This is a genomic window from Staphylococcus sp. HMSC06C11, assembly GCF_001808345.1.
Lineage (GTDB): Bacteria > Bacillota > Bacilli > Staphylococcales > Staphylococcaceae > Staphylococcus > Staphylococcus capitis.
This window is the reverse complement of sequence record NZ_KV793047.1, coordinates 246,341-259,848: the sequence shown is the minus strand read 5'-3', so window position 1 is coordinate 259,848 and position 13,508 is coordinate 246,341. Positions and strand designations below refer to the sequence as shown.

The following is a 13,508-nucleotide window of genomic DNA, read 5'->3' as shown; positions in this document are numbered from 1 at the left end:
TACTTAAAATATGTTATGATAGTAATAATTTGAAAGAATTATGAGACTATTTTAACAATTCAAATACTACATTTTGGTATTTTTTTAGAGGTGTTTTTCGAAAATGAAGTTATCATTAAATACAAATTCAAAATTTTTAAGAGCGCCAAGTATACGTCAATTTTCAAACAGAATGAAACACATTGATGATTGTGTGAACTTAACTATTGGACAACCAGATTTTCCAATGCCTGACGTTGTTAAAGAAGCTTACATCAGTGCAATTAGAGAAGATAAGACAAGTTATTCGCACAATAAAGGCCTCTCTGAAACACGACAAGCAATTAGTAACTATTTCAAGAATAAATATGGGTTCGAATATAGTGAAGAAGAAATTATTATTACTAATGGAGCTAGTGAAGCGCTAGATACATCTTTGAGAAGTATTATTGAACCCGGCGATGAAATTTTAATTCCAGGGCCAGTATACGCAGGATATATACCACTTATTGAAACATTAGGTGGCATTCCTATTTACATGGATACCACACAATCAGAATTTAAAGTGACACCGGAACTCATTAATAAACATATTACAGAGAAAACCAAAGCTATTCTACTTAACTACCCTACTAACCCTACAGGCGTTATACTTGAACGCTCAGAGGTAAAAGCCATAGTAGATACACTTGTAGATAAAAACCTTTTTATTATTAGCGATGAAATCTACGCTGAAAATACATTTAAAGGCGCTCATACATCCTTCGCGGAATTCGAAGAAATTCGAGATCAATTGTTACTCATTGGAGGCTTAAGTAAATCGCATTCAGCTACAGGTATTCGTATAGGTTTCCTCATTGGTCCAGAATACTTAATTGAAAAGTTAACGTTTATGCACGCGTATAATTGTATTTGTGCCAATGTTCCCGCTCAAATTGCTTGTATCGCTGCTTTAAATGAAGGATTAGAGGCACCACAATACATGAATGATGCTTACATTAAACGTCGTGATTATTTAAAAAATAAACTTGAATCACTTGGTTTTGAATTAACAGCTCAACCGGAAGGCGCATTTTATATTTTTCCAAGTATAAAGAAATTCACTGAAAATGATTTCGATTTTTGCGTAGATGTACTTGAACAAGCACATGTCGCAATGGTTCCTGGCTCATCGTTCACAGATATGGGTAAAGGATATATTAGAATTTCATATGCTTATGAGATGGATATGCTCAAAGAAGGAATGCGTCGTCTAGAGAACTATTTAAACCAAAATTATCCTGATAAGATGAAATAAAATACTTGTAGGGTAAGCATTTCTCAACTAAAAAAGATAACTATGAATATAAAAATCCACTTGATCGACATCAATCAAGTGGATTTATCTATATTCTCACTAAACGCTTATGGGAATTTAGGGAATTGGTCGAAGTCAGGATCACGTTTTTCTTTGAAAGCATCGCGTCCTTCTTTCGCTTCATCAGTTGTGTAGTAAAGTAGTGTTGCGTCTCCAGCCATTTGTTGTAAACCAGCTAAGCCATCTGTATCGGCATTCATTGCTGCTTTTAAGAAACGTAAAGCAGTTGGAGAATGTTTCATCATGTCTTTACACCATTGAACTGTTTCGTCTTCAACTTTATCTAAAGGTACTACCGTATTAACTAAGCCCATATCTAGAGCTTCTTGAGCATTGTATTGACGACATAAGTACCAAATTTCTCTCGCTTTTTTATGACCAACGATACGTGCTAAGTAACCAGAACCATAACCAGCATCGAATGAACCTACTTTAGGTCCAGTTTGACCAAAGATTGCATTGTCTGCCGCGATTGTTAAATCACAAACTACATTTAATACGTTACCGCCACCAATGGCATAGCCTCTAACCATTGCGATAACAGGTTTTGGAATAACGCGAATTAAACGTTGTAAATCTAGCACATTTAAACGAGGAATCTCATCGTCACCTACGTAACCACCGTGACCACGTTTCTTTTGATCTCCGCCTGAACAGAACGCTTTGTCGCCTTCACCAGTTAAGATAATAACTGAAATATTTTGATCATCACGCGCACGTGAAAATGCATCAATCATTTCAGCTACTGTTTTAGGTGTAAACGCATTACGTACTTCAGGACGATTAATCGTTACCTTAGCAATCCCTTCGAAAAATTCATATTTTATTTCATCATATTCTCTAAGTGTTTCCCACTGTCTAGTCATTTTGCTCCTCCTTAAAAAAACCTAATATTATTGTATCAAATTCCGTACTATCTTCCACATGAATTGTATGTCCAACACCTGAAACTTGTACAGTTCGACTATTAGGTATCTCTTCTTTTAATTTCTGTCCTATTTGAACAAACTTTTCATCTTTTTCACCTGTCAAAATTAACGTACGAACACGAAGCGACGACACTTGTGGCCAAAGATTCGGCATATTGCCCGTACCATAATCCCGAAGCGCTTTAGCCAACCTCACAGGATTCTGACTCATTCGATTCGCCCTAATAGCCTTCCGTACCTCAGCATCCAATTCATACTGCGACCGGAAAAGCGGCAACTTCTCCCAATCATTCACGAAGATTTCCAATCCAGCAATTTCAAGTACCTTCGCACGAGCCGCATCCACTTGAACACGTTCCACTTTATCCGCTTCCGATTGAATCCCCGCTGAAGTACTTTCTAAGAGCAACCCACGCAGCGCTACACTGCCATTTAAAGCATAGTATAGCGCTACGCGGCCGCCCATAGAATAACCAAGAAGGCACACGTCATACATGCTATATTGACTCAGTACCTCATCAAGCGCATGAGCAATATACGGGAAATCCCAAGTATCACTCATGTCTGAAGTATCCTGACCATGTCCGGGTAAATCAATGGTTAATACATTTACATGTTGACGAAGTTGCTCAATATGACTGTCATACGTTGTCGAATCACTAATAAAGCCATGCAACATCACAAGCAATTGTTTGCTATCATTTTGAGATTTAAAAAAATTATAATGTAACATTAACGATATCACTCAACTTCTTATATAAAATTTGATGTTGTTGCAAATTATTCTCTCGACTCGTTAAAACTTCATATATATGAGAACCCATCGCTGATAATTCCATATATTTAAAGTCTGTTAAGTTTTCAAAGCGTTCAAAAGTAAAATCATATAATAATGCAGTGTGCTCGAAATCTAAACCTGTTGGTGTACCGAATAGTCTTTCGAAATATTCACTAGCTGAATCTTTTTGAGGTAAATAAGAAAAGATGCCACCACCATCGTTATTCACAAGCACAATATTAATATGAATATCATTTAACTTCGCCATTAATAAACCATTCATATCATGATAAAAAGATAAATCTCCAATTAAAAGTGTCACATTCTTATGAACCGCCATACCTATCGCAGTTGATACCACTCCATCTATACCGTTTGCACCACGATTAGCATAAACTTCCGCTTCGGTTTCAAACATTAAATTATCAACATCTCGAATAGGCATGCTATTTCCAACGAAAAGCGCATCTTCATTTGATAATTTATGAATAAGTTCGCCCACATAAGCTGCTTCGTCAGATGCATGGTTCAAGTAATCTTTAATTTCAATGCGGGATTGTCTTTCTAATGATTGCCACAATTCTAGCCAATCTTTACGTTGAACATTCTCTTCCTCTATTAAAGATCTAAAGAAATCATTCGCTGAAATTTCATAAGAAATATCCGGTGGTGTTGGAAAGACATCAATTTTGTCGTTATTTTGTACTAATATTTGATAAGCTGATGTGCGTTTAAGCCATTGATTTAACTTTTTAGAAATGACGGGTTTGCCCACTCGAATAACAAAATCTACATCTAAATCTAAACCTGCACGATAAAGTAAATCATACGTGGTAATCACATTAGGATGATTATTTTTACGTAATTGGCTTAGTGGATCAGCCAAAATAGGCAAGTCATAAATTGTAGAATACGTCAGAATTTGATCAACCTCTTGATGTTGCAAGTCACCTACGATAATAAGGCCTTTTTTCTTCTGTAATGTTGCGCTAATATCATGAACAGCAATACTCTTCTGGTAATGCGGTAATGTTTTATTCTCAGATGTGAGTAAATCAACACGATCCATATCAGGTGTCAATGGCTCTCTAAATGGCATGTTGAAATGAATCGGACCACGATGCGGCCCATATAGATATTGGCTCGCAATTTGCATCTGATAATGTATCGTATCTAGCAATTGCTCACTACCATCTGCGATAGGTAAATCAAATTGGAAATTGACATAATTACTAAACATATTCACTTGATTAATCGCTTGAGGTGCGCCTACACTACGTAATTCATGTGGTCTATCGCTCGTCAATACGATTAAAGGCAATCTACTAATTTGGCTTTCAGCGATTGCTGGTGTATAGTTCGCTGCTGCTGTACCTGACGTACACAATATTGCAACTGGTTTTTTACTACCTTTAATAAGTCCTAATGCGAAGAATGCTGCGCTTCGTTCATCAGGATGTATCCAGGTTTTAATTTTCGGATGTGCCTCTAATGCAAGGGCTAGCGGCGTTGATCGTGATCCTGGACTAATTACCACTTCACGTACGCCATATGCATATAATTCAGATGCGAACGTGAAAACTTGTTGCGTCAATGCGTCGCTATGATTTGTCATAATTATCTACTCCTAATGCATTCATCATTGGTGAAAATTTGACTGCTGTTTCAGCGACTTCGCTATCAGGATCAGAATTCTTAACTATACCGCAACCTGCGAATAATGTAGCTTGGTCTCCTTTGATTAACATCGAACGAATCGCAACAATAAATTCGCAATCATCATAAACGTCAATGAAACCTACTGGAGAACCATAAAGTCCTCGAGTTCCAAATTCTTTATTCTCAATAAATTCTAATGCCTCATCCTTTGGATAACCACCTAGAGCTGGTGTAGGATGTAAGCAATCAATTAAACCAATGTATGATTTTTCGTTTAAATGGGCTTTGATCTCTGTATATAAATGATATAAATGATCGTTTTTTAAAATATTAGGTGTTTCATTGTACTCTACATCTTGTACGAAAGGTTTAATATCATTCAAGATACTTTCCACTACAAATTGATGTTCACCTAAGTTTTTCTTATCTTTTAAGAAAGCTTTAATATTCGCTTCGTCTTCTACTTCGTTGTGAGAACGTTTAATTGTTCCCGCGACAGCCTTTGTCGATAGTACACCATCCTGAACTTTAATGAGTTGTTCAGGCGTTTGTGAAAAGAATATAGATTGATTAGATTCTAATAAGAACATATAGCTATTCTTTTCATTTTTTAAAGCTTGATTTAGAACGTAAGGAATATTAATATCTTTATTAAATTTTATTAAACGTCTACGCGCGAGTACAATTTTTTTAGTTTCATCAATTGTTTCTATCGCTTCTTCAACAAGTTCTCGCCAATCGTCTTTGTAGATGTCTTCCACACGTGTAACATCTCCAAGACTATCTTCTGTTTCATTAACTTCTGTATTTTCAAAATATGAAACTACCTCTTTAAAAGTTTCAATATTAAAATCTTGGCGTTCAGTAGTATAAGTGATGAATGTGCGGTCCCCTTCAATAGATATCAATACTTTAGGTAATACAAAGTGATTTAACCCGTACTCTCGCCACTCATCATCTGATTTATGACTTGAAAATTGAAATCCACCACATAATCTTAGGTGATGTTGACTGGTATTAGGATGTATTAATTCGATCTCATTTTTTAAATTTTCCCATTCCTTAAAGATAGACTGCTTATTTTCAAAGTTATTTTTAAACCTTTGAACTGCATGATATCCAAAATATGAAGAATGATTGTCATTTAAGCGCATATAAAAGCGATCGCCAGCATCTTGTTCTGTTAAATAAAATAAAGTACTTGGATCAATTGTTCTATTTAATTCAGTTTCAACAGACACCCAGTCCTTGGTGCTCGCATATAATTTATCGACAATGTCTTCTTCTTTAACATTCACAGCCATTCTTTTCACTTCTTTCTCCTTCGAATTTTACTCATTAGTATATTGTATCATTTTTGAATTCATGTGTTATCATTCTTGCTTAAACTAAACATGCAATTTTTCACGTCAATTGACCTTTATCTACGATTCCTTTAAAATGTTTATGTTAAAACTATATAAATAAGAGGTTATGCATATTATGGCAGATCAATATCAACAATATTCAACTGTTAAGAAATACTGGCAATTGATGAGACCTCATACTTTAACCGCAGCAGTCATCCCAGTTTTAGTCGGAACAGCTACTGCAAAGCTTTATCTACTAGGTAGTGAAGACCATTTGAAATTTAGTTTATTCTTAGCCATGCTTCTTGCATGTTTATTAATACAAGCTGCAACAAACATGTTTAATGAATATTATGATTTCAAAAAAGGTCTTGATGATCATAACTCTGTAGGTATTGGTGGCGCTATCGTGCGTAATGGTATGAGTCCAAAACTTGTCATGAACATAGCGATTGCATTTTATATTATCGCAGCATTATTAGGTATCTTTTTAGCTATACAAAGTTCATTCTGGATTATTCCAGTCGGCATCGTTTGTATGGCAATTGGTTATCTTTACACTGGTGGACCTATTCCAATCTCATGGACACCATTTGGCGAACTATTTTCCGGCTTATTCATGGGAATGATTATTATAGTGTTATCATTCTTTATTCAAACAGGAAATGTTCAAGGTTATGCTTTCTGGATTAGTATTCCAATCGTTATTACAATTGGACTTATTAATATGGCAAACAATATCCGTGACCGTGTTAAAGATAAAGAAAGTGGCAGAAAAACTTTACCTATTTTATTAGGTAAACGTGCCTCTGTGATTTTCATGGCAGCCATGTATATAGTTGCTTATGTATTCGTTATTTTCACAGCATTATTCAAAGCACCAGGATCACTATTTTACTTATTAGTGTTATTATCATTCCCTATGCCAATTAAAGCTGTAAGACGTTTTAATAAGAACGATACACCAGCTACTATGATGCCAGCTATGGCAGCTACAGGCAAGACCAACACAATATTTGGTCTTTTATATGCATTAGGAATATATATTAGCGCACTTTTAGGTGGGCTTTAATTTAATACTTTTGAAAATGAACTCGGCAATGAAATTACATTTCAATGTCGAGTTTTTAATTTAATGTCATATGATGATACTGATGCCCATACAAATCAATATCTCCATTTTGTTTAAATCCTAATTTAGTATAGAGTTTTAAAGCGCCCTCATTCTCATAATCACAATTCAAACTCCATTTCGCATTTTTATCAGTCTCAATTAAATGTTTTAACAATTGCGTAGCGATGCCTTGACCTCTGTATTCAGGAAAAGTAGCCACCGCTTCAATATAGAATTCATCATTGTAAGCTTCTTGTTGAGGTAATGGTGTACCTAGTTCACGAATATCCTCTTCAAGTGGTAAATTCAACCATTGTCTCTCTAAATCTAGCTCCTTTTCACCTGGATAAGCTATAATACAACCAGCCACGACACCTTCTTTTTCATATACCCAAATATGCTCATAATACGTACGATATTTAACATTTACAATGCTTAATTCTATCGCCTCAATCACACGTTTTTTAGTAAACGTTTGAGTCAGTTCTAACTCCATATCTTTCCATATGATATAGCATAATTTAGCAATTTGCCTATTATCACTTGGACGCGCTCTTCTAATCATCATTCATTCCCCTTTTTAAATAGGTTGCACTGTTATTATATATAATCTCTGTGATTTAATAAAATTATTACTAACTGGGCATCAAGTTGATGAGTAAATTCAATGTTGAATGTTTAAAAATTCTTAAAATTACTTTTAATAAGCTACAATCAAGGGTAAATATGTATAATAAATCAATCATAAAGGGAGAATAATTATGGATATCATTAGAAGAGTTTTTAGAATTTTAATCACAGGCTATATTGTTAAAGCCATTAGAAACCTCATATCTGGTAAATCAGGAAAATCTAACAATGGCAATGACAATGAGAATAAAGAAAAATAAATACTAAGAAGTTTATTAATGGGAACATTACATTTGTTTGAGAAGCACTATATTTTAAATATGTCGAACTAATCACGTACGGTTAGTTCGACTTTTTATTAAATAAAAACTTCTATTAATAATTAAAAGATATTCATTATAGTAATGTAATAAAAATGTCGAAATCTTTATTTAAAATTTTATGGAATATTGTAGTGAAAACCCTTACAATATATAATGTGAAATTCAGATAAAAAACTAAGGTAAAATAATCCATAAAATCAAATTAATAATTCTAAAAAAGTAGTCATTATGATTAATAATCAGAATTTTCTAAATATAATGTTTTGTCTCCTTTTTATAGCAAGAATGATTAAAATTACTTTAAATGATCGAGGTGAAATATATGCTAAAAGAAAAAGATAGAGAAAGTAAGTTCTATAGAGTCATATTAAATATTTTACAATATATTAAAGGAGTGAGTAGTTATAAGTGTTTAATATCCAAATTTTACCTTCTATAAATGAAATAGAAAAAGAAAAAATACTAGACATTAATGACTGCATTGTTATTAATTCAAAGAAGTCCAAACCCGATTTGCTTATCATTTGGGAAACTAGTAACGAATATAATCAGATGATAGAAAATAAAGTAAGTTCAATACCTATCATAGTAATCACTAAAAATAATAACAAAGACCGAAAGTATTACTTTTATGAAAAAGGTGTAGCTTTATATGTCATCCTCAATGACGAAGACCATTATTTCATAGAGTGTCTCATTATTAACGAAATAAAGAAGCACTTACATTACCTTCGACCTAAGCTGCTCATCGATTTTGAAAAGCAATTATTTATTTTTAAGGACAAAAAATATGCACTCTCCCACATTGAATTGCAAATTCTAAATTATCTATACCAAAATGTGAACCAATACGTCTCCAGCAAAGATCTAAAAATTCAAGTTTGGGATACCTTAGAATATGTAGATTCTAATACTATAAATGTTTACATTCACAGATTAAGATACCATCTTCAAAATTGCGATAATTTGGAAATTATAAATAAAAGATCTACAGGCTACAAATTAGTTATCAAAGATAGATAATTAAATTCATAGTCAGTACAAACACGAAACAATCCTCAAAGTATTATAAATTCTATTACTTTGAGGATTTAATATTATACTACGATTAAAATCTTAAATGTTTACTATTGGTTAACGCTTTAACGAGACGAAATTATTAGCTAATTAAAAACATATTTTTCCAACTTTTTTCTAAATAATTACTATGAGTGGCTTGATAATCTAATAATGATAAAAGAATACCTATCTGTCCTTCTAGTAATCCTACCTTATTTTTAAAACGTTTTTGGTTATTTTCTAATTCGATATCATAAAACATAAACTGATTTTCAGAAGAATAATGTGACAATATCTTTTCCTGGATTAATTCTAGATAACTATTAACTTCTTGTATATTAAAGTATCTATTTACATTATTTAGAATAGTTAAATGAGACGATAGACCATGACAAAACGTTGGACTCAATAAATTATCATTATTCAATCTAATAATTTTAATTATTAAATTTTTAGCTTTCTCAATGAGATTTTCATTATTTAAAGCTAAACCTAATAGCCAAATTGTATTCATTATCCCAGTATCCCCGTAACACCAGCCATTTCTGATAGAGTATGAAGGATAATACTTTTCTGCTAAATCATAGCGATCAAGCCAACTTTGATTATATTGAAATTCAGTCTTAAATAAATATTCCGTAATATCCGAAAGTAAACTTGAATGATTATCAATTTCCACTCCTTTAATTTTACTAAGTGCCAACAATGAGAATGGACCTAATATGCCATGTGCTAAACCTAAATTTATATTTCCTAAAGAAAACCTTTCTTTATCTATATTTAAAAATTGATTATCCTTAGAAACAATCCAGTGTCTTTTTGAATAATGTATATCTCTAAAATGATTCATTATTTCTATCAAACTAGAAATAACCTTCGGATTTGCTTCTACTCTGTTTAACAAATACCTACCAATACCCGCTAAACCTCTTACCACATCATATTCTCTAGGATTAGCTTCTGTATTTATACACGTCATTTTTCTATTGATAAACTCGATTAAATAATCATCTAGTGTCTGCAAAATATTTCGATAATGTAAATGACCATCAGATACCACATCAATTGAGAATGCTATACCTGATATACCACTATACAAAGAATAACCTTCTATTCCTCTTTCTAATTCTTTGCCTATCCTCAACACATATTTATGTATTAATTCATCAAAGTTAACGTGGTATAAATTTTGAAATTCATTTAAAAACAATATCACTCCAGGATAACCATGGGACAATGTATAAGAACTCCAACAATCACTCTTATTCTCAATTAGTACTGTAGCATTTTCATAGTGTGATAAAAATTCAACTTCTTTTTTCATCATTGCCTCGACTTTATTCATTGATAATATCACCACACCAGTATTTCTTTGTCTTCTCTATTTCATTAAAAATAGAAAGTACAAATTTCTCTTTATCTCGATTAACGCCAAATACTCTATTACATCTCATATGAATCAAACTGCCAATAATATGTGCTCTAGGAGTAGATAAACCTCTACTTAAAGCGACTTTTAATTTTTCAATTTCTTTATAATTGTTATATAAAATTTGATGAAGTTTGGGTAGCTTTGCATGTAAATAGCAATAATTATCTCTAGGGTTAGTAAGTTTAACCATCTCATTTTTATATTCTCTTATCTCATTATTACGATATAAATTTTCAACATTGTTATGTCTAATTTCATCAATTTCTTCTTGGCTTATATTTAATTCATTTATTAAAAAAATAATAGTTATTGCTACAATAAATTCCTTAGGATAATTAAATGTTTGATCAATGATATAAATTGCCAACCAACTATCATACATAAAATAATCCTCAATGATCTCAATTGTTTCAATACCACCATATCTGTTGATTTCGGGTTGATAATCTACAATAGCATAAGTAGATAATTCAGATTCTTTAAGCCACTTTTGTTTAAGTTGCATCATCTCATGATATAAATGTATTGAATCATTTGATTTACTTAATAAACGAAGCTTAATGAAATGATCATTTTCTCTATATTTAATGAAAAAGAAACTTTCTAAGTGATTATTATCAAAAAGTTCTCTTAAACACGGTAATATATATTGAATTAAAAATTCATTTTGATAGCTTTCATCAATATACAAATGTATTGAAAGCCATTCCCTTTTAGTTTCCAATCGCTTATATATATTTTTAGGAATCATTAAACTTTTTTCATTAGATTTAGCTTTTCTATATATTGGCGTCACAATTTCTATCACTCTATCATTGTTAGACTTAGATATAAAATCCTCTAAAAGACAAACTCTACCTTGCTTTTCAATTTCTTTTTTTAATATAGATATATGCGCATCATTAGACAAATTAATCGTTAACCTATTATCGCCAAAAGCCATATTGACATCATTAGGGATATTATAAAATTGTTGGATCTTATGAAATTGTTCAATCCAATTTTCTTTTTCACTACTTGAAAACATATCTTTATTTAATTTCCATGTTGCGGGCTTTAAAATTACATTTTTATATCTAATTCTAGGACAATAATTAAATCCTTCAATTCCATCGTCTTTAATAGGTTGGATAAATTTTGTATTACCTAAGGACACCTCTCTGAGAAACCTATATAAATTAGAACATAAAACATAATTCAACATAGAATGAGTAATAAATAAGATTCTTGAATTTAAAGTTTTAGAAAATAAATATAATTTATCAAAAGTACTTCCAACATATAAATCGTCTAATGTAATTGAACTACATGGCATATCTAGGTCAAGTTCTTTAAATTTTGTAGTACCAGAATGATTAATATTTAAATTTCTGGCATATTTAGGAATTTCATTTATATGAATAACTTCAGTGTTATTTTCATTACTATATTCAATATATTGTTCATATATTTCGTTATCTAATTGCTTACGTATGTCCCTATCAATTTCCTGAGAAAAGCGCCCCATCGTCGCGCCAGCATTGAAAGAAGATACAATAGGACTAATTACCAAAAATTCATCATATCCTTTTATATTATTACCATAATAAAACTCACTATATATTTCTGAAGATAAAGGCGCTCTCTCGATAGGAATAGTGTCTTTCTTTTCTAAGTCTAAGAATTCATTTTCAGTGATTTCTATCTCTTCATTATGAGAAAGTGCGTAATAATATTTTTCTTTCAAAAAAGGACTATTATTTTTTATAGATTTATCTTCTTTAGTGCAATAACCCATACCATTGATATCAGAAAGTAATTCCTTTAAATTTACAATTTGTTCTAAACCATATTTTTCTAAAAAACTATAATGAAAATCATGATTAGTGCTAATACCCAAATCATCTGGAGAAAGTAACCATAGTAGATATGCAGCTTCACTAATATTTCTAGCAATTTTCTTACTTAAATAATTATTTTTAGTTTGAATTTTAGTATCAATTTGAATATACTCTTTAGCTTTAAATAAATGACTCATCAACTCTCGAATTCTTAAAAAGGTTTTCTTACCTTTCCCAATTTCCATAATTTGGTACTTCATCATTTCAAAATGTATAAGTTGAAGTGATCTAATAAAATCATTATCAAAGTCTCTATAAAAGCATAATAAATAATCTAACGGGTTTTCTTTTTTTAAAGCAGTTCTTAAGCTAGTAAATATTATTTCTTTGTCTAATAGATTTTGTATAAAACTTTTTATTTCCTGCTCGTCATTAATTAAAAATTTTTCTGAAATTAATTTTATTAGATCTTTAAATGTTAAATCCTCTTGCAAGCTTTGTTTAATGAATTTAAGCAAATCATTATTTTTGATTGAGACTAGTTCTTTATTATTTTCCTGAATGAGACATGTTTGATTATCCAAATATATACGCTGGTCGGTAATGTAATTTCTTTCATTCCAAATAACGTAACTATCTTGATAATAATCATAATTACTTTCTAAAAAATGAATTAATTTGCTTAACCAAGACCCATCTATTTTTACGCTTTTATAATAGTAATTAACATCTTCTTGTATTTGTATATTTGTTTTTTCAGCAAGTTGTCCCAATGATACACCACTTAACAATCCATATGGCGTGCCCCTCGTACTCATTCTAATAAGATATTTTAAAAAGCTCTCTTTAGCATTACGCGCTTTCTTCTTCTCACTATCAAATGAGATATTAGTTAAGCTTTGATATAAGTGATATGTCGTAGTCAAAATGGTTTCTTCAATAATTTTGTTTTGGAAAAAAGAGGAATAATCTATTTCATCATTTTTTAAATAAGTATTATAAATGGAAACAGGAAGTAAAGGAGCTCTAATAATGTAATAGCTAGACGTATTAAAAATACTTTTCATTTATTCACCTCT

Annotated in this window: 11 protein-coding genes; 4 read left to right on the top strand and 7 right to left on the bottom strand. The window is 31.4% G+C overall.

Annotated elements, in window-relative coordinates; all coding sequences use genetic code 11:
* Positions 1–103 precede the first annotated feature (103 nt).
* Entirely contained in the window at positions 104–1,276 is a 1,173-nt protein-coding gene (locus HMPREF3154_RS09665) for an aminotransferase class I/II-fold pyridoxal phosphate-dependent enzyme (protein WP_023350487.1), read from the top strand.
* A gap of 107 nt (positions 1,277–1,383) precedes the next feature.
* Here HMPREF3154_RS09665 and menB read toward each other — a convergent pair whose 3' ends face one another.
* Genes menB through HMPREF3154_RS09645 form a run of 4 tightly spaced genes read right to left on the bottom strand, consistent with a single transcriptional unit; the run spans position 1,384 to position 6,006 of the window.
* A complete protein-coding gene (gene menB, locus HMPREF3154_RS09660; RefSeq protein WP_002435362.1) occupies positions 1,384–2,202 on the bottom strand; it encodes a 1,4-dihydroxy-2-naphthoyl-CoA synthase in 819 nt (272 codons plus the stop codon).
* On the bottom strand, positions 2,195–2,998 hold the full coding sequence (gene menH / locus HMPREF3154_RS09655) for a 2-succinyl-6-hydroxy-2,4-cyclohexadiene-1-carboxylate synthase (RefSeq protein WP_023350488.1): 804 nt from the start codon (positions 2,996–2,998) through the stop codon (positions 2,195–2,197). The genes menB and menH overlap by 8 nt, the downstream gene beginning before the upstream one ends.
* Positions 2,985–4,658 carry a 2-succinyl-5-enolpyruvyl-6-hydroxy-3-cyclohexene-1-carboxylic-acid synthase gene (menD, locus tag HMPREF3154_RS09650; RefSeq protein WP_023350489.1) on the bottom strand — a complete coding sequence of 558 codons (1,674 nt, stop codon included), beginning with the start codon at positions 4,656–4,658 and terminating at the stop codon, positions 2,985–2,987. Before menD ends, menH begins: the two co-directional genes overlap by 14 nt.
* Positions 4,645–6,006 carry an isochorismate synthase gene (locus HMPREF3154_RS09645; protein WP_037560647.1) on the bottom strand — a complete coding sequence of 454 codons (1,362 nt, stop codon included), beginning with the start codon at positions 6,004–6,006 and terminating at the stop codon, positions 4,645–4,647. The genes menD and HMPREF3154_RS09645 overlap by 14 nt, the downstream gene beginning before the upstream one ends.
* 178 nt (positions 6,007–6,184) lie before the next feature.
* On the opposite strand from HMPREF3154_RS09645, the gene HMPREF3154_RS09640 reads away from it, so the two are divergent.
* Positions 6,185–7,123: a 1,4-dihydroxy-2-naphthoate polyprenyltransferase gene (locus HMPREF3154_RS09640; protein WP_023350491.1), complete on the top strand. Its 939-nt coding sequence runs from the start codon at positions 6,185–6,187 to the stop codon at positions 7,121–7,123.
* 55 nt (positions 7,124–7,178) lie between these two features.
* On the opposite strand, the gene HMPREF3154_RS09635 is transcribed toward HMPREF3154_RS09640, so the two are convergent.
* Positions 7,179–7,730, bottom strand: coding sequence for a GNAT family N-acetyltransferase (locus tag HMPREF3154_RS09635; RefSeq protein WP_023350492.1), 552 nt, complete (start codon positions 7,728–7,730; stop codon positions 7,179–7,181).
* 196 nt (positions 7,731–7,926) lie between these two features.
* Here HMPREF3154_RS09635 and HMPREF3154_RS11715 point away from each other — a divergent pair, with 196 nt between their 5' ends.
* Positions 7,927–8,055 (top strand): SAR1012 family small protein, encoded by a 129-nt coding sequence (locus tag HMPREF3154_RS11715; protein WP_002435341.1) that lies wholly within the window; start codon positions 7,927–7,929, stop codon positions 8,053–8,055.
* A 471-nt stretch (positions 8,056–8,526) separates the two neighbouring features.
* The gene (locus HMPREF3154_RS09630) at positions 8,527–9,141 is read left to right on the top strand and encodes a winged helix-turn-helix domain-containing protein (protein WP_002435460.1); all 615 of its coding nucleotides are present in this window, start codon (positions 8,527–8,529) and stop codon (positions 9,139–9,141) included.
* 136 nt (positions 9,142–9,277) lie between these two features.
* Here HMPREF3154_RS09630 and HMPREF3154_RS09625 read toward each other — a convergent pair whose 3' ends face one another.
* Complete coding sequence (locus tag HMPREF3154_RS09625; RefSeq protein ID WP_065423663.1) at positions 9,278–10,522, bottom strand: lanthionine synthetase C family protein; 1,245 nt, start codon at positions 10,520–10,522, stop codon at positions 9,278–9,280.
* Positions 10,515–13,496: a lantibiotic dehydratase gene (locus HMPREF3154_RS09620; RefSeq protein WP_023350494.1), complete on the bottom strand. Its 2,982-nt coding sequence runs from the start codon at positions 13,494–13,496 to the stop codon at positions 10,515–10,517. The genes HMPREF3154_RS09625 and HMPREF3154_RS09620 overlap by 8 nt, the downstream gene beginning before the upstream one ends.
* Positions 13,497–13,508: the final 12 nt, after the last annotated feature.

Bases quoted from the DNA above. Each gene is read 5' to 3' on its own strand.
- menH (WP_023350488.1), bottom strand. From the start codon at position 2,998: ATGTTACATTATAATTTTTTTAAATCTCAAAATGATAGCAAACAATTG.
- menB (WP_002435362.1), bottom strand. From the start codon at position 2,202: ATGACTAGACAGTGGGAAACACTTAGAGAATATGATGAAATAAAATAT.
- HMPREF3154_RS11715 (WP_002435341.1), top strand. From the start codon at position 7,927: ATGGATATCATTAGAAGAGTTTTTAGAATTTTAATCACAGGCTATATT.
- HMPREF3154_RS09645 (WP_037560647.1), bottom strand. From the start codon at position 6,006: ATGGCTGTGAATGTTAAAGAAGAAGACATTGTCGATAAATTATATGCG.
- menD (WP_023350489.1), bottom strand. From the start codon at position 4,658: ATGACAAATCATAGCGACGCATTGACGCAACAAGTTTTCACGTTCGCA.
- HMPREF3154_RS09640 (WP_023350491.1), top strand. From the start codon at position 6,185: ATGGCAGATCAATATCAACAATATTCAACTGTTAAGAAATACTGGCAA.
- HMPREF3154_RS09665 (WP_023350487.1), top strand. From the start codon at position 104: ATGAAGTTATCATTAAATACAAATTCAAAATTTTTAAGAGCGCCAAGT.
- HMPREF3154_RS09635 (WP_023350492.1), bottom strand. From the start codon at position 7,730: ATGATTAGAAGAGCGCGTCCAAGTGATAATAGGCAAATTGCTAAATTA.
- HMPREF3154_RS09620 (WP_023350494.1), bottom strand. From the start codon at position 13,496: ATGAAAAGTATTTTTAATACGTCTAGCTATTACATTATTAGAGCTCCT.
- HMPREF3154_RS09625 (WP_065423663.1), bottom strand. From the start codon at position 10,522: ATGAATAAAGTCGAGGCAATGATGAAAAAAGAAGTTGAATTTTTATCA.